At 51.4% G+C, this 16,539-nt stretch carries 13 protein-coding genes; 7 read left to right on the top strand and 6 right to left on the bottom strand.

Annotated features, from left to right (window positions below):
* Positions 1 to 16 precede the first annotated feature (16 nt).
* Positions 17 to 580 carry a DUF4440 domain-containing protein gene (locus tag K0H79_RS09380; protein ID WP_220064580.1) on the bottom strand — a complete coding sequence of 188 codons (564 nt, stop codon included), beginning with the start codon at positions 578 to 580 and terminating at the stop codon, positions 17 to 19.
* Between the two features lie 111 nt (positions 581 to 691).
* Between K0H79_RS09380 and K0H79_RS09375 the strand changes: the two genes are divergently transcribed.
* Entirely contained in the window at positions 692 to 1,279 is a 588-nt protein-coding gene (locus K0H79_RS09375; protein ID WP_220075602.1) for a Smr/MutS family protein, read from the top strand.
* A 193-nt stretch (positions 1,280 to 1,472) separates the two neighbouring features.
* On the opposite strand, the gene K0H79_RS09370 is transcribed toward K0H79_RS09375, so the two are convergent.
* Entirely contained in the window at positions 1,473 to 3,365 is a 1,893-nt protein-coding gene (locus tag K0H79_RS09370; RefSeq protein ID WP_220075601.1) for a M2 family metallopeptidase, read from the bottom strand.
* Positions 3,366 to 3,541: 176 nt separating this feature from the next.
* Here K0H79_RS09370 and K0H79_RS09365 point away from each other — a divergent pair, with 176 nt between their 5' ends.
* Positions 3,542 to 4,183 (top strand): TetR/AcrR family transcriptional regulator, encoded by a 642-nt coding sequence (locus tag K0H79_RS09365; RefSeq protein ID WP_220064577.1) that lies wholly within the window; start codon positions 3,542 to 3,544, stop codon positions 4,181 to 4,183.
* A 14-nt stretch (positions 4,184 to 4,197) separates the two neighbouring features.
* Positions 4,198 to 6,477 (top strand): acyl-CoA dehydrogenase, encoded by a 2,280-nt coding sequence (locus tag K0H79_RS09360; protein WP_220075600.1) that lies wholly within the window; start codon positions 4,198 to 4,200, stop codon positions 6,475 to 6,477.
* A 227-nt stretch (positions 6,478 to 6,704) separates the two neighbouring features.
* Here K0H79_RS09360 and pyk read toward each other — a convergent pair whose 3' ends face one another.
* Together pyk and K0H79_RS09350 are read right to left on the bottom strand one after the other, a co-directional pair.
* Entirely contained in the window at positions 6,705 to 8,144 is a 1,440-nt protein-coding gene (pyk, locus tag K0H79_RS09355) for a pyruvate kinase (RefSeq protein ID WP_011759927.1), read from the bottom strand.
* 186 nt (positions 8,145 to 8,330) lie between these two features.
* A complete protein-coding gene (locus K0H79_RS09350) occupies positions 8,331 to 9,185 on the bottom strand; it encodes a MurR/RpiR family transcriptional regulator (RefSeq protein WP_011759926.1) in 855 nt (284 codons plus the stop codon).
* A 312-nt stretch (positions 9,186 to 9,497) separates the two neighbouring features.
* Between K0H79_RS09350 and zwf the strand changes: the two genes are divergently transcribed.
* The 4 genes from zwf to K0H79_RS09330 are packed head-to-tail and all read left to right on the top strand — an operon-like array spanning position 9,498 to position 14,181.
* Positions 9,498 to 10,970 (top strand): glucose-6-phosphate dehydrogenase, encoded by a 1,473-nt coding sequence (gene zwf / locus K0H79_RS09345; RefSeq protein WP_220075599.1) that lies wholly within the window; start codon positions 9,498 to 9,500, stop codon positions 10,968 to 10,970.
* 10 nt (positions 10,971 to 10,980) lie between these two features.
* Positions 10,981 to 11,679 (top strand): 6-phosphogluconolactonase, encoded by a 699-nt coding sequence (gene pgl, locus K0H79_RS09340; protein WP_220078138.1) that lies wholly within the window; start codon positions 10,981 to 10,983, stop codon positions 11,677 to 11,679.
* Between the two features lie 11 nt (positions 11,680 to 11,690).
* Positions 11,691 to 13,517: a phosphogluconate dehydratase gene (gene edd / locus K0H79_RS09335; protein ID WP_220075598.1), complete on the top strand. Its 1,827-nt coding sequence runs from the start codon at positions 11,691 to 11,693 to the stop codon at positions 13,515 to 13,517.
* Positions 13,518 to 13,536: 19 nt separating this feature from the next.
* A complete protein-coding gene (locus tag K0H79_RS09330; RefSeq protein ID WP_220064573.1) occupies positions 13,537 to 14,181 on the top strand; it encodes a bifunctional 4-hydroxy-2-oxoglutarate aldolase/2-dehydro-3-deoxy-phosphogluconate aldolase in 645 nt (214 codons plus the stop codon).
* 362 nt (positions 14,182 to 14,543) lie between these two features.
* On the opposite strand, the gene gap is transcribed toward K0H79_RS09330, so the two are convergent.
* A complete protein-coding gene (gene gap / locus K0H79_RS09325; protein ID WP_011759921.1) occupies positions 14,544 to 15,557 on the bottom strand; it encodes a type I glyceraldehyde-3-phosphate dehydrogenase in 1,014 nt (337 codons plus the stop codon).
* A 151-nt stretch (positions 15,558 to 15,708) separates the two neighbouring features.
* Positions 15,709 to 16,506, bottom strand: a complete 798-nt coding sequence (locus tag K0H79_RS09320) for a DUF2989 domain-containing protein (RefSeq protein WP_309304488.1) — start codon at positions 16,504 to 16,506, stop codon at positions 15,709 to 15,711.
* Between the last annotated feature and the right edge of the window lie 33 nt (positions 16,507 to 16,539).

The raw sequence follows: 16,539 nt of genomic DNA, 5'->3' as shown, positions 1-16,539 counted from the left end.
GCACTCAGGTCAGACGTCAGGGTTTCTTGGCCACATCGGGTGAGCTGAACCTTTGCCCGAAATAGAGTTCGCCCACGGGCTGTGTCTGGTAATAAAACCTGGGCTCGGAGCGGTTGCTTGAGTCAATGGAGAGTAACCAGTCGCCATCGGCTTGCTTTCGGGACACAGTGACAAACTTGCCTGCGTATTCACTGACCGGTTCGCCGGTGTCACTGGCCGGGTGGAAGCGAATAAGGTAATAACCAACATCCGTTACCGAATCGCCGGCGCGACTGCGGTCTATCACCCGGAAATCCACTTCAATACGGGCATTTTTACTGCGGATTTTTCCGAAAAACTTTTCATAAACAGACACAATGGCATCGCGTCCACGAATAATTTCTTTATCGTGACGCTCGGGAATATAGCAGGCACTCTCGGTGTATGCCTTGCCTATCAGGGTGGCATTCAGCTTATCGAAGGCCTCAGAAAAGAGGTCATAGGTTTTATTGATGGCAATGTCGTCAGTCGTTTGCGGGGCGTTGTTTGCCAAAACAGCAAACGAGAGCATCAGGCTCACCAATATCGGAAAAATTCTCATCTGTTTTACTTAAATGACGCTATTATGGGGCAAATATAATGTATGAGAGGCCGTAACCCAAGCGGCATATCTTTACAAAGTGTGTTACTTCCAGCGTTAGAGGATAGCAGCGTGCAGCGTGAAGAACTGGATTTATTCATGGCAGAAATGGCCGATGTGACGCCGCTTAAAGAGGCTGACAGACACCATTTTTTGCAGAGTACCTGTGACGATGAGGCGGCGAAAATGCGTCGGGACGCCGCCGACAGCGACGAACGACTTGATCTGTTACCCATCTATCCCGCTGAACTGACGCGGGTAAGAGGGGATGAGGTCGTCAGTTTCAACCGTGAAGGGGTGCAGGAGGCGGTATTAAAGCAACTTCGACTGGGCCGCTATGAAGCGAAAGTCCGGCACGACTTCCGTGGTTTAAAGCTGAAAGAAGCAAGAGCGGTGCTACTTGGCTTGATTGATTCCGCCCTCTTTAGAGGTGATCGGAATCTGTTGCTTATACCGGGAAAAGGGTCGGGCAATCAGCCATTTGAAGCATTGATGAAGTCAGCTCTTTGCACTTGGCTTAGCCGTCTTGATGATGTCAGTGCCTATCACTCAGCGATAAAAGAAGAAGGGGGCGCAGGTGCCCTGTATGTGATGCTGCGTAAGTCAGATGCAGCAAAGGTTCACAGTCGGGAGACCAATCGTAAAGGGGCCCGCCGATGAGTCACCAGTCTTTAAGCAGGGAAACCATGGCGTAAGAAAATCAGGTTCACAACGATATAGTACGAATAAAAAGCCCGGTATCTACCGGGCTTTTTATATTAACCAATAAACGGGCCTGCTGACGTTCATCCCCGGTGCTTAAGCACATTTAGGATACAGAGAAATCCGGTGCAGCAAGGGCTCATTCAATTTCTCACCAACCACACTGACGATTGGCGCTGGTGTTTTGCTCGTCGAGCCAGGTTTTCAGGGGCGCAAAATAGTCGAGCACGGCGCTGGCGTCCATTTCCTGTTTTCCTGTCACCACGGCCAAGGCTTCAGGCCAAGGCTTACTCGAACCCATTTCCAGCATTTGATTCAGCTTGGCGCCGGCTTCCTGATTGCCATATATCGAGCAGCGATGCACCGGGCCCTTGTCACCGGACACGTCACACAGGGAGCGGTGGAACTGGAATTGAAGAATATGGGCCAGGAAGTAACGGGTGTAAGGCACATTGCCCGGCACATGGTATTTGGCACCCGGGTCAAAGTCGGCTTCTGAGCGCTCTATAGGCGCCATGACCCCCTGATACTTCAAACGCAGATCCCACCATGCCTGGTTGTAGTTCGCCGGTGTGATTTCACCGCTGAATACTTTCCATCGCCATTGGTCAATCATCAGACCAAAGGGCAGGAAAGCAACCTTGTCCAGGGCTTGCTTTAACAGCAGACCGATGTCTTTTGATGCATCGGGAACCGTGTCCAGCAAACCAATCTGCTGCAGGTACTTGGGGGTGATGGACAGGGCAACTGTATCGCCAATGGCTTCATGGAAGCCATCGTTAGCGCTGTTTTTAAAGATAAAAGGCTGATTCTTATAAGCACGCTGGTAGAAGTTATGGCCCAGCTCGTGGTGGATCACAGTAAAGTCTTCAGCGGTTTTCTGAATACACATCTTGATACGGATATCGTCCTCGTTATCCAGATCCCAGGCAGAGGCGTGACAGACAACATCACGGTCTTTGGGCTGCACAAACAAAGAACGGCTCCAGAAGGTGTCGGGGAGCTTGTCAAAACCCAGTGACGTAAAGAAGCTCTCGGCCTGCTGCACCATCTTGTGCTCATCGTATCCCTGTTTAGCTAGCAGGGCTGTCACGTCATAGCCCGGGTCAGCATCCTTTGGTGCAACGAGTGGATAAATGGTTCCCCATTGCTGGGCCCACATGTTACCCAGGAGGTGCGCCGGGATGGGACCTGTTTTGGGCACCACATCGTCCCCATATTGGGCGTTGAGCTCGCCACGGACATAACAATGGAGCGAATCATAAAGCGGCTTTACCTGGCCCCAAAGACGGTCCAGCTCGGTGGAAAATGCATCAGGCGCCATATCGTATTGACTGCGCCACAGCTCAGACAAATTGGCAAAGCCCAGGTCTTTGGCACCTTCATTGGCGAGTACCACTTCGCGTTCAAACAGCGGACGCATGGGTTTGGCAATGTCACGCCAGCCAGCCCAGATTTCTTTCAAGAGTTCAGGGTCTCGGGATTCGGCCATCAGGGCAGAGAGCTCTGGCTGGGTCAGGCAGCGGCCATCGGAAAAGCAGTATTTGCCTTTGCCATAGAGACCATTGAGCTGGGCGACAATACCGGCCAGCTCCGCATTTTTGGCCGGGTCGAGTGGCGAGGGCAGTACCAGTGCGCTTCTGAGCATATTGAGCTTACGGGCGTTCACGGCATCTAGCTCAACGTTGGCAAATTTGGCAGCTTCAGTGGCTAAACGTACCGAAGTAGCGGTAACCTTTTCGTTAACCGCGGCTGATAAGGATGCAGTGTCTTCGGTGATAAAATTACTGTAAATCCACTCTGCACGGTTAGCCTCAAGAGACAGCGCGGCAAGCTCTGCTTCGGCCTGATTGATAAAATCAACGGCATCCTGGGTAGATACGGTAGAGGATACCGCAGTAACGGCAGCAGATTCTTTATTAACAGCAACAGTTTGCTGCTCGTCCTGACAGGCGCTGAGGCCGAGGGCAAGGGCTACACCCAAGGCGAGTTTGGCTGGGCGTAACAATGTGTGAACCTTATTTGGGGTATTGGCTTGGGTCATCTGGTTGCATCCTTGTTATTATCGAACGGCAAAAGTCTAACGAGCACACACAAAAATTACTATGTGAATTCAAACTTAATTCCCGACAATGTAAACAGGTGTTCAGATTTCGTTTGACAAGGCATTTACCAGTGATTAATTTAAACGAGTGTTTTAAATTAATCATAGGTCACGGAATGGCGAATCGATCCGACACCAAAACCCGAATTCTTGATGCCGCGGAAAAGTTGTTCGCAGAGCGGGGCTTTTCAGAGACCTCCCTGAGGCTCATCACCAGCAAGGCGGAAGTGAACCTGGCCTCGGTCAACTATCACTTCGGCTCCAAAAAAGAGCTTATTCGTGCTGTGCTTGCCCGTTATCTCGACGTGTTTATGCCAGGTGCATCCACAGAGCTGACAAAACTCGTGCAAAGCAACGAAAACGCCTCTCTGGAAACCATTTTTTCAGCCTTGGTAAGACCGCTTCTGGATCTTAATAAAGTACGCACCGAAGGCACTCGAATTTTTCTGCAACTCCTTGGCCGGGGCTACATCGAAAGCCAGGGCCATCTGCGCTGGTTTATCACCACCCATTACGGTGAACATCTGGACCGCTTTGTTCAGGTAGTCAGCCAAAGTGCACCCCATATACCGCCGGCAGAGATGTTTTGGCGTCTACACTTCACCCTGGGAACAGTCGTCTTCACCATGGCATCGTCCGATGCCCTGATGGAAATTGCTGAAGCCGACTTCAAAGAGCAGAACGATATTGAGTCTGTGATCCGTAAAGTCATTCCCTATATGGCCGCCGGCGTTGCCGTACCGGTCAACAAGGCATAACAGGAGTATTTGCCATGACCATCTTGTTGTTATTGATAATCGCTGCGGTGATAGTGCTGTTTGCGGTGAAAGATTTGCGGATGAAGTTTATCACTCAGCCGGTTTTCGCCTTATTTAAACGAGTGTTGCCACCGCTTTCTGACACAGAACGTGAAGCCATGGAAGCCGGTGATGTGTGGTGGGAAGGCGAATTGTTCCGCGGCAAACCAAACTGGGAAGCCCTGCACGCTTACGGCAAGCCAACGTTATCGGCCGAGGAAAAAGAGTTTCTCGACAATCAGGTGATGACCGCATTGTCGATGATTGATGACTTTGACATCGTTCATAATCGCAAAGACTTACCACCGGAGCTGTGGGACTACTTCAAGAAAGAAGGCTTCTTCGCGCTTATCATTCCGAAAAAATATGGCGGCAAGGGTTTCTCGGCCTACGCCAACTCCACCATCGTTGCCAAGCTGGCGAGTCGCAGTGTCAGCGCTGCGGTAACCGTGATGGTACCCAACTCACTGGGGCCCGGTGAGCTTTTGACTCACTACGGCACCAAGGAGCAAAAAGATTTCTGGTTACCTGCGCTTGCCAAAGGTGAAGAAATTCCCTGTTTTGCCCTGACTGGCCCTGAAGCTGGCTCTGATGCGGGTGCTATCCCGGATGTTGGCGTGGTGAAAAACGGCGAGTTCAATGGCGAGGAAGTGCTTGGCGTCGAACTGACCTGGAACAAACGCTATATCACTCTGGCTCCTGTTGCGACTGTGTTGGGTCTTGCGTTCCAAATGAAAGACCCAGATGGACTGCTCGGTGATAAAAAACACATCGGCATTACCTGTGCGCTTATTCCAACCAATCATCCCGGCGTTGAAATCGGTAACCGCCACAATCCGCTGAACATGGCCTTTATGAACGGTACTACCCGTGGTGATAAGGTGTTTATTCCGCTGGATTGGATAATCGGTGGTCCTCAGTATGCCGGTAAAGGCTGGCGCATGCTGGTTGAGTGTCTGTCGGCAGGTCGGGGTATTTCGCTGCCTGCGCTGGCCACAGCATCTGGTCATGTCACTACCAAGACCACTACGGCCTACAGCTATGTGCGTAAGCAGTTCGGCATGTCCATCGGTCACTTTGAAGGTGTACAGGAAGCGTTGGCGCGCATCATAGGGAACACTTATCAGCTGGAAGCGGCCCGTCGTCTGACCACCACGGGGATTGATCTCAAGGTTAAACCCTCGGTGGTGACTGCCATTGCCAAATACCATATGACAGAGATGGGCAGGGCAGTGATGGACGATGCCATGGACATTCAGTCCGGTAAGGGCATCCAGCTCGGACCCAAAAACTATCTCGGTCATGCTTATATGGCAAACCCCATCTCGATTACCGTTGAAGGCGCCAACATCCTCACCCGTAGTCTGATGATTTTCGGGCAAGGCGCTACACGCTGCCATCCCTATGTGCTGGCTGAAATGGAAGCCGCCGGCATGGAAGACGTAGATGCAGCCCTGGAGCGCTTTGACGACTTGCTGCTAGGCCACATGGGTTACGCAACCCGTAATGCCTTCTCGAGTCTGTTCTCAGCCCTGACCGGCAGCCGTTTTGCCCAGTCACCTGTGAGTGGTGATACCAAGCGTTATTATCAGCACATGGGCCGCATATCGGCAGCGCTGGCCATTATGACCGATATGGCCATGCTTATCCTCGGTGGTGAACTCAAGCGCCGTGAAATGCTCTCGGCCCGTTTGGGTGATGTGTTGTCTGAGCTTTATCTGGCATCGGCGACGCTTAAGCTTTTTGAAGACAATGGCCGCCAACATGATGATTTGCCCACTGTACATTATGTAATGCAGACCCGTCTGATGAAGGCAGCCAAGGCGCTGGAAGATGCACTGAGAAATTTCCCGTTGCGTCCGGTCGGCTGGCTCCTGCGCGCACTGGTGTTCCCGCTTGGTAACCACTTTAAAGGCCCATCAGACAAACTCTCTACTCAGGTCGTGGAAGCCATGCTTAAACCAGGCCCGGCCCGTGAGCGTCTGACGTTCCTGTGTCCATCATTTGATGGCGACAAGGGCGGTATCGCCGAAGTAGAAGAAGCCTTCCTGGCACAGTACGAGTGTCGTAGCATATACAAAAAACTGCGGGCGGCTCAAAAAGAAGGCAAGTTGAAAGGAAAAGGCATCAATGCTCTATTGCTCAGCCAAGCGGTTGAACAGGGCGTTATCAGTCAGGAAGAGCATGACAAATTGTTGAAGGCTGACGAACTGCGCCTGGCCGCTATCAACGTTGACGAGTTCAGTGCCTTGTAACAGCTAAAAACAAGCCTGTGGAAGTTCCGTCTTAAACAAGCAGACTAACAGGTTTGAATAGAAGAAAAGGGTACGCGAATGCGTACCCTTTTATATTTGTGATAACTCTGACTTTGTAGTCGTAGGGAGCCGTTCAGTGGGAGTTGGGTAAAGAATACTCACAAAAATCGCAGCTAAAAAATAACCCGGCGTAAGCCGGGTTATCAGGACACGATGACCAGCTGCGATTAAGGCAGGATCAGTACCTTGCAGGTGTTGGTGCCACCGATAGTTTCCATGGCATCACCCTTGGTCATCAGCACCATGTCACCACTGCCGAGGTAACCGGCAGCACGTACAGCTTCCAGCGCCTGGGCAGCAACTTCATCCGCTCTGAAGGATGTAGAGTCAAAATACACGGGCTGAACACCGCGGTACAGTGCCATCTTAGCCAGAGTGGTTGAATGACGTGACAGCGCGATGATGGGCAAAGATGAACTGATTCGGCTCATCAGCTGTGCAGTTGCTCCGGACTCAGTCAGGGCGATAATGGCTTTCACGCCATCCAGGTGGTTAGCCGCGTACATGGTTGAAAGCGCGATGGTTTCTTCAACCGATGTAAAACGCTCATCCATGCGGTGCTTGGACACTTTGACACTGGGGTGAGATTCTGCGCCCACACACACGTTGGCCATGGCGCGAACGGTTTCTTCGGGGAAGTCACCGGCTGCGGTTTCAGCAGACAGCATCACCGCATCAGTACCGTCGAGCACAGCGTTGGCTACGTCCATCACTTCGGCGCGGGTTGGCATTGGGCTGGTGATCATCGACTCCATCATTTGAGTCGCAGTGATAACCACGCGGTTCAGTTGACGGGAACGGCTGATAAGCTTCTTCTGCACTGCTACCAATGCAGCATCACCGATTTCCACGCCCAGATCACCACGGGCAACCATCACGGCGTCGGATGCCAGGATTACATCATCCATGGCTTCGTCAGAGGCAACGGCTTCGGCACGTTCAACCTTGGCAACAATCATGGCGTTGGAACCGGCCGCTTTGGCCAGATCACGGGCATAGTTGAGGTCCGCACCGCTGCGAGGGAAGGACACAGCAAGGTAATCAACGTTAATGCGGGCTGCAGTGATGATATCGGCTTTGTCTTTTTCGGTCAGAGCCGCGGCAGACAAGCCACCACCTTTCTTGTTGATGCCTTTGTTGTTGGACAATGGACCGGCAACAGTCACAGTGGTAAATACCTTGCGACCTTCAACGCGCTCAACTTTAAGTTGAACACGACCGTCATCAAGCATCAGGATATCGCCGATGCTAACGTCATCCGGCAGCTCTTTATAGTCGATACCTACCTGGGTTTCATCACCTTCGCCCTTGGCCAATTCCGCATCCAGGATAAATTCCTGACCTAAGGCCAACTGTACTTTACGGTTGTCTTTGAAGGTGGATACACGGATTTTCGGACCTTGAAGGTCGCCGAGGATAGCAACATGCACGCCGAGCTCTTTGGCGATGGCACGGGTACGGGTTGCGCGCTCGAGATGATCTTCTGGTGAACCATGGGAAAAGTTAAGTCTGACTACGTTAGCACCAGCCGCGATGATGCGGCGCAGGTTATCGTCACGGTCTGTGGCTGGGCCAAGGGTAGTAACGATTTTGGTTCTGCGGAACATGAGTTACTCCGTTAAGTTTCAAGTTAATCTGAAGACTATATTAACAGACATTGGCGCATTATGTAGGAAAGTTACAAACAAAATGATCTATCTCAAGCTTTTTATTTTTGTGAGAAACCGCCGGTTTTAGGCGGGTAAATGGTAGCCAGCGCTGTGTCTGACTACCAAATTTGGGTTGGAATCAACTTACAGGATCGGGTCTTTATTGATCCGGGATTCTTTCAATGCTTCTTTTACGCGCTTCAGGCTGTCCCTGAATCTTGGACCGCGTCTTAAGGTAAATCCAGTCGCTAGCACATCAATTACGACCAATTGTGCAAGGCGTGAAGCCATCGGCAGGTACATATCGGTATCTTCCGGCACTTCCATGGTGACTGACAAAGTACACTCAACTGATAGGGGTGAGTTTCTGGCGGTAATGCCTATCACGGCAGCACCATTCTCGCGAGCAAGTCTTGCTATATCAATCAGTGACTTGGTGCGTCCGGTGTGGGAGATAAGCACTACCACGTCACCTTCGTTACTGTTGATGCAACTCATGCGCTGCATCAACACATCATCGAAACAAATGACAGGTACATTGAAACGGAAAAATTTGTTTTGGGCATCGTGGGCCACAGCAGCCGAAGCGCCGAGGCCGAAGAACGAAATGGTTTTGGCCTGTGTCAGAATATCTACTGCTTTATTGATGGCCTGCATATCGAGGCTTTGACGTGCAGTATCAAGGGAAGCCATTGAAGATTCGAAGATTTTAGTGGTGTAAGACTCGGGCGAGTCGTCCTCTTCCACGTGTCTGCTGACATAGGGTGTGCCGTTGGCAAGACTTTGCGCCAGATGTAACTTAAAATCAGGAAAGCCCTTGGTATCAAGGCGACGGCAGAAACGGTTGACCGTAGGCTCACTCACATCGGCCATTTTGGCCAGGGTAGCGATACTTGAGTGAATCGCTGTTTGGGGAGAGGCCAGAATCACTTCGGCAACTTTGCGTTCTGACTTGCTGAATTGGTTTAGACTTTTCTGGACCTTTTCTAGGGTATTCATACGCGTACGTCCGCTATTGATGAAGGTGTTATTTTTTTATTTTCTGATCACAGCGTTTCAATTTGCTGCCTGGATCACAAAGTGGTTTGCCGCTTACAGTTTTCGCGGTGATTTCACACCAACTTATTACTGCCAACAGTAATTTAAGCACAAAAATAATAACAGAATTCATGTTTAACTGCCTAGTAAGACGGTGTAGACGATTTTGCAAAATATGGATGCATAAATCAGATTCTGTTGTTATATTACAACAAAAGGGCTTCTGGCCGTCCAGCATACGGCGAAGCCGATTACAAAGGAGAGCTTGCAGCAATGGGCAATACAACATCAGGGGCAAAGGCTTGTGATTTTGTCCTTTTCGGTACCAAAGGTGACTTGGCGAGGCGCAAACTGCTTCCCTCTTTATACCAATTGGATAAGGCAACACTGCTTCACAACGACACCAAGATTATCGGTGTTGCCAAAGATGCATTCTCTACTGAAGAATTTCGCGAGCTGGTTAAGACAGCACTGACCACCTTCGTTAAAGATCCCCTCTGCGAAACGACCATCGAAAGATTCGTCAGCCGTTGCCACTATGTTGGTACCAACTTCACCGAGTCAGAAGGTTACTGCGCATTCCATGAGCTGCTTGAACCTGAAAAGCGGGTCATGGTGAACTACTTTGCCACTCCTCCTGCTATTTTCGGTGATATTTGCCGCTGTCTGCACGAACAAAACCTGATTTTCCCCGATACCCGCGTTGTCCTTGAAAAGCCAATTGGTTCCGATCTCGAATCTTCCCGCGTTATCAATAACCAGGTATCTCAATACTTCAATGAGAACCAGGTTTATCGCATCGACCATTACCTGGGTAAAGAAACGGTACAAAACCTGATTGCACTGCGTTTTGCAAACTCACTCTTCGCGTCCAAATGGGATAACCGCACAATCGATCATGTGCAGATTACAGTTGCAGAAGAAGTGGGTATTGAAGGTCGCTGGGGCTATTTCGACAAAGCCGGCCAGATGCGGGACATGATCCAAAACCACCTGTTACAGGTGCTCACACTGGTTGCCATGGACCCACCGGTAAACCTGGATGCCGATTCTATCCGTGATGAAAAGGTAAAGGTGCTTAAGTCTCTGCGCCCAATCAACATGGATAACGTCAACGAAAACACAGTGCGTGGCCAATACTCTGCGGGTTTCCTGAAGGGCAGCCCAGTGCCGGGGTACCTTGAGGAAGAAGGCGCGAACGTTAATTCCAATACCGAGACCTTTGTAGCCTTGCGTGTGGATATCGACAACTGGCGCTGGGCCGGTGTGCCATTCTATCTTCGCAGCGGCAAACGTATGCCGTTCAAGAGTTCAGAAATTGTGGTGCATTTTAAAAACCCACCGCACAACCTGTATCGCTCCAGTTACCGCAATCTGCCACCGAACAAATTGACCATTCGTCTGCAACCCCATGAAGGTGTTGAAATTCAGATGATGAACAAGGTGCCGGGCCTTGAACAAAAGACCCGTCTGCAAACCACCAAACTGGATCTCAGCTTCTCTGACACCTTTAAAAACGAGCGCATTGCCGATGCATACGAGCGTCTGTTGCTTGAAGCCATGCTCGGTAACCAGGCGCTGTTCGTTCGTCGCGACGAAGTTGAGCAGGCCTGGACCTGGGTTGATGGCATCATTCAGGCATGGGAAGCGGGTAACGAAAGACCCAAAGCCTATCCTGCCGGTACCTGGGGACCCGTGGCCTCGGTAGCACTCATTACCAAAGACGGGCGTTCCTGGGATGAATAAGGAGGCCAAGGTGCTCAAAGAAGCTGTATTTAAATCATTTGATAACACAGATTCGTTGGAAACTCAGTTGGCAGACCGCATCGCGCGCCAACTGCAGGATGCCGTGGATGCCCGTGGCAAGGCGAGTCTGGTGGTTAGTGGCGGCTCTACGCCGCTCAAACTGTTCAAGGCCTTGTCCGTTAAAGCCATCGACTGGAACGAAGTTTTTGTCACGCTCGCCGATGAGCGCTGGGTCGACAATGACCATAAGGACTCCAACGAGCGTCTGGTCCGTGAAAATTTGCTGCAAAACCGTGCCGTATCAGCCAAATTTCGCGGCCTCAAGAATATGTTTGCCAGCGCAGAAGAGGGCGCAGCCATGACGTCTGAACATCTGGCTAACGTGCCACGCCCGTTCGATGTGGTTGTATTGGGGATGGGTAACGATGGACACACCTGTTCCTGGTTCCCTTGCTCTGACGAGCTGATGCGGGCACTCGATAGTGACGCTATGTGTGAAGCCGTGACACCAGTAACGGCTCCCCATGAGCGGATCACTCTGACCAAAAAAGCAATTCTCAACAGCCGCCAAATCTATTTGCATCTGGTGGGTGAACAAAAGCTCAGCGTTTACCGTCAGGCGCTCGAAAGCGACGATATTAAAGCGATGCCAATTCGAGTGGTATTGGGTCAACACAAAACCCCGGTCGACGTGTATTGGAGCGCTTAAGGAGGCAAGTTATGCACCCCGTAGTCAAATCGGTGACCGACAGGATCATCGAACGCAGTAAAGAAAGTCGCAGTGCTTATCTGGCCGCGCTGCAGGAAGCCCGTAGTGCCAAGGTTCATCGCTCCGCATTGAGTTGCGGTAACCTGGCACATGGTTTCGCCGCCTGCGGTGCAGAAGATAAACAGTCTCTGCGCCAACTCAACAAGGTCAACATTGGCATTGTGACTGCGTTTAACGACATGTTGTCTGCCCATCAGCCTTATGAACATTATCCAGAGCTGCTTAAAGCCGCCTGTAATGAAGTAGGCAGTGTTGCCCAGGTGGCCGGTGGCGTTCCTGCCATGTGTGATGGTGTAACTCAGGGTCAACCCGGGATGGAGCTGTCACTGCTGTCCCGTGAGGTGATTGCCATGGCTACCGCCGTAGGCTTATCCCACAACATGTTTGATGGTGCGCTGCTGCTTGGGGTGTGTGACAAAATCGTGCCCGGCTTGCTGATTGGTGCAATGAGTTTTGGCCACCTGCCAATGCTGTTTGTTCCTGCGGGGCCCATGCGCTCAGGCATTCCTAATAAAGAAAAGGCCCGTGTGCGGCAAAAATTCGCTGAAGGCAAGGTCGATCGTGAAGCCCTGCTCGAAGCCGAGGCAAGCTCTTATCACAGCGCTGGTACCTGTACCTTCTATGGTACCGCCAACTCCAATCAGCTGGTCCTCGAGGTGATGGGGCTGCAATTGCCTGGCTCGTCCTTTGTGAACCCGGACGACCCGCTGCGCACCGAGCTCAGCAAAATGGCCGCCAAGCAGGTGTGCCGCCTGACTGAAAACGGGCTGCAGTATTCACCTATAGGTGAGATAGTCAATGAAAAATCCGTGGTTAACGGCATAGTTGCACTGCTTGCCACGGGTGGTTCCACCAACCTGACCATGCACATAGTGGCAGCGGCCAGAGCCGCCGGTATCATCATCAACTGGGATGACTTCTCCGAGCTGTCCGATGCCGTACCTCTGCTGGCACGGGTCTATCCCAATGGTCATGCGGATATCAACCACTTCCATGCGGCAGGCGGTATGGCATTCCTGATGAAAGAACTGCTGGATGCAGGTCTTATCCACGATGATGTCAATACAGTGGCGGGCTTCGGCCTGCGCCGTTATACCCAGGAGCCAAGACTTATAGATGGTCAGCTCACCTGGGTTGATGGTCCTGTTACCAGTCTGGACCAAGAGGTACTGCGTGGTGTTGCAGAGCCATTCCAGTCAAATGGCGGCCTTAAACTGATGAAAGGCAACCTTGGTCGTGCCGTTATCAAGGTCTCGGCAGTTCAGGAGCAGCATCGTATCGTTGAAGCCCCTGCTGTGGTGATTGACGACCAGAACAAACTGGACGCGCTCTTTAAAGCCGGTGAGCTCGATAGAGATTGCGTGGTGGTGGTGAAAGGCCAGGGGCCAAAAGCCAATGGCATGCCTGAGCTGCACAAATTAACACCAATCCTGGGTACCTTGCAGGACCGAGGCTTTAAAGTTGCGCTGATGACCGATGGCCGTATGTCCGGCGCCTCAGGTAAAGTGCCTGCGGCAATCCACCTCACGCCAGAAGCCTTGGATGGCGGCCTTATCGCCAAAGTTCAGGACGGCGACCTTATTCGTATCAATGCCATTACCGGTGAACTGTCCTTGCTGGTATCGGCTCCTGAGCTTGAAACCCGCACTGCCGCACCGGTGGAATTAAGAAAGTCCCGTTTCGGCATGGGCAGGGAACTTTTCGGCGCGCTCAGACAAAATCTCAGCAGTCCCGAAACCGGTGCCCGCTGCACCGAAGCAATCGATGAACTTTATTGAGCCTGAAAGGATACAACCGATGTCTGAGAATAACTGGTCATTACAACCACAAGATATTTTTAAGCGCAGTCCGATTGTGCCTGTCATGGTGATCAATAAGCTGGAGCATGCGGTACCGCTTGCGAAAGCACTGGTAGCCGGTGGTATAAGTGTGCTCGAAGTGACGCTGCGCACGTCCTGTGCACTGGAAGCTATCAGTAAAATCGCTGCTGAAGTGCCAGAAGCCCTCGTGGGTGCAGGAACCATCCTGAATGAAGAACAACTTCGCCAGGCAGTTGAAGCCGGCGCGCAGTTTATCATTACCCCCGGTGCGTATCCCGAACTGCTGAAAACCGCCATGCAGGGCACTGTGCCGCTTATTCCAGGTGTTGCCAGCATTTCTGAAGTGATGGCCGGGATGGCCCTTGGGTATCGTCACTTTAAGTTTTTCCCGGCTGAAGCCTCTGGTGGCGTCAATGCCCTCAAAGCCTTCCAGGGACCGCTGGCCGACATTCGCTTCTGCCCAACCGGCGGTATCACGCCTTCAAGCTACCGCGACTATCTGGCATTGAACAACGTGGATTGTATCGGCGGCAGCTGGATTGCCCCCACTGATGCGATGGAAGCAGGGGACTGGGGGCGGATCACCAGCCTGTGTAAAGAAGCGTTGGCTGGCCTTAACTAAGGTAAGCCGCTCCAATAAAAAAGCCTCGCTGTTGCGGGGCTTTTTTATCTGCCAATAGGGAGCTTGTAACTTAAAAAGGATGACTGCACCAAGAATGTACAATGCGGATAGGTAAGCAGGTGACCCATAACATCGTGAAATTAGCCTCCTTCAAGGTCATAAGTTGCCTGAGTGCACGCTAGGCCCACCTTCAGCAAGGCATCATTTAGGCCTCCATGGAATAAATTGTCGGAGGCTTTACGGCTGACGGCGTTACATGCATCAAGATATTCTGAAAACGTCGATAACAGGCTAATCGATGAGTTTACGGATAGCAGACAACAAAAAAGGCCCCTAAGGGCCTTTTTTATTACCAGAGCGTCTTATTTGGCGTTCATCAGTGCAACGGCGTTGTCCAGCATACGGTTGCTGAAGCCCCACTCGTTGTCGTACCAAGCCATCACTTTCACCAGACGACCACTTACGCGGGTTTGGGTTGCATCAAAGTTGGAAGAGTAGGCGTTGTGGTTGAAGTCGATAGATACCAGCGGCTCTTTATTCACCGCCAAAACCTGGCTGAGTACTTCATCGGCCGCCAGGGCTTTTTCGATGATGTCATTTACTTCCGCTACAGTGGTGTCGCGCGAAGCAATGAATGACAGGTCAACCAGAGACACGTTAACGGTTGGCACGCGTACTGCCAGACCGTCAAACTTGCCTTGCAGCTCAGGAACTACCAGGCCGACAGCTGCCGCAGCACCTGTCTTGGTCGGGATCATGGACATGGCAGCAGCACGGGCGCGGCGCAGGTCGCTGTGATACACATCAGATAGACGCTGATCGTTGGTGTAGGCATGGATGGTGGTCATCAGGCCTGACTCAATACCGATGGCATCGTTAAGCGGCTTGGCAAAAGGTGCCAGGCAGTTGGTAGTACATGACGCGTTTGAGATTACAGTCATGTCACTGGTCAAGACCTGCTGGTTCACACCGTATACCACGGTGGCGTCCACGTTCTTGCCGGGGGCAGAGATAATGACTTTCTTGGCACCGGCATTCAGGTGTGGCTGTACGGCTTCTTTGGAAGTGAAGATACCGGTACATTCAAACACCACGTCAACCTTGAGATCGGCCCATGGCAGCTTAGCAGGGTCGCGCTCGGAGAAGGTGAGGATTTTGTCGCCGTTGACATAAATGGCTTCTGCATCGTTTTCAACTTTGGCGTTGAAACGACCGTGTACAGAGTCGTATTTAGTCAGGTGAGCGTTGATGGAAGCGTCGCCGAGATCGTTGATGGCAACGATTTCGATTGGGTAATCTTTGTCGCTTTCGTACAGTGCACGCAGTACATTGCGACCGATACGGCCATAGCCGTTAATTGCTACGCGGATAGTCATTTCATATCCCTCAGTGATTATAAACGATATCTGGTAGTAAAATTACCAAATTGTTCGATTTCGTCAAGTTAAATCCCAGTTTTAACCCGTTTTTCACCTCAAGAATCGTTATATTTTTACATTGGTCTCGCTTTTTGAAAAATCAAGACCACTAATCTTGTGCAGAAGGGGCGACTGGCTCGATTTTTGCCCGTTCTGTGTCTGTCTCGGCCCTCAGGCGTTTCTCAATCGCACTGCCGGCAAAGTTTCCTGAGCTCACCGCCTTGGCCAATTGCTCAGCCTCGCTATCCAGCATGGCTGCCTTGGTCTTATCGCCTGTCAACAACGCCAGCATTTGCGCTTCATTGACGCTCTGTTTGGTCAGCACTATGTTGGCCCTGGAATAAAGGTAACTGCCGTCTAAGTCGCCAAGGGTACGTGAGGCGGTGGCAAGCCCAAGTAACCAGTCCGGGTCAAGATGGTCTGAATCGACCATGCCCAGCACATCAAGGTACAGCTTTTTGGCTCTGGCGGCGTCAGTCTTCAGGTAGTAAATCGCCAGCTTGGATAAAAGCTCCGGATCAGAAATCTGCCCATCTTTTTCGGCTTTAATGAGCACGGCAAGACTTTTCGCGTCGTCGAGTCTGGACCAGTGGTAGTACGCGAGGTAGGGGTCTTGGCTGCCCTTGGTCGATTCCTGTAATTCCTCCAGGTTCTGCACGCTGATACCAAAGGCGCGTAATCTATCATTGGTGCGCTGAACGTTAACTTTGTGTTGTACCCCAGAGGCCAACTCAATGCATTTTGAATACACCTCAAGAAATCTGAGCTGGTCGTAGATTTGTTTACCTGTGGGGTTTGGGGTGGTTTTCAGGACGAAACGCTGCCGAATAAGGTCTCCTTTCTCATATCGGCACCAACTGTCTTTGTGCAGGTCTTCGCAAAGTTCAGGATTATTTTTACAGATCATGTCTGAGTTTCGGTCATTATCACAGCCAAAAAG

The sequence above is a fragment of the Shewanella sp. FJAT-52076 genome (genome assembly GCF_019457455.1).
Lineage (GTDB): Bacteria > Pseudomonadota > Gammaproteobacteria > Enterobacterales > Shewanellaceae > Shewanella > Shewanella zhangzhouensis.
The sequence above is the reverse complement of the archived record's forward strand: the minus strand, read 5'-3'. Positions and strand labels throughout refer to the sequence as shown.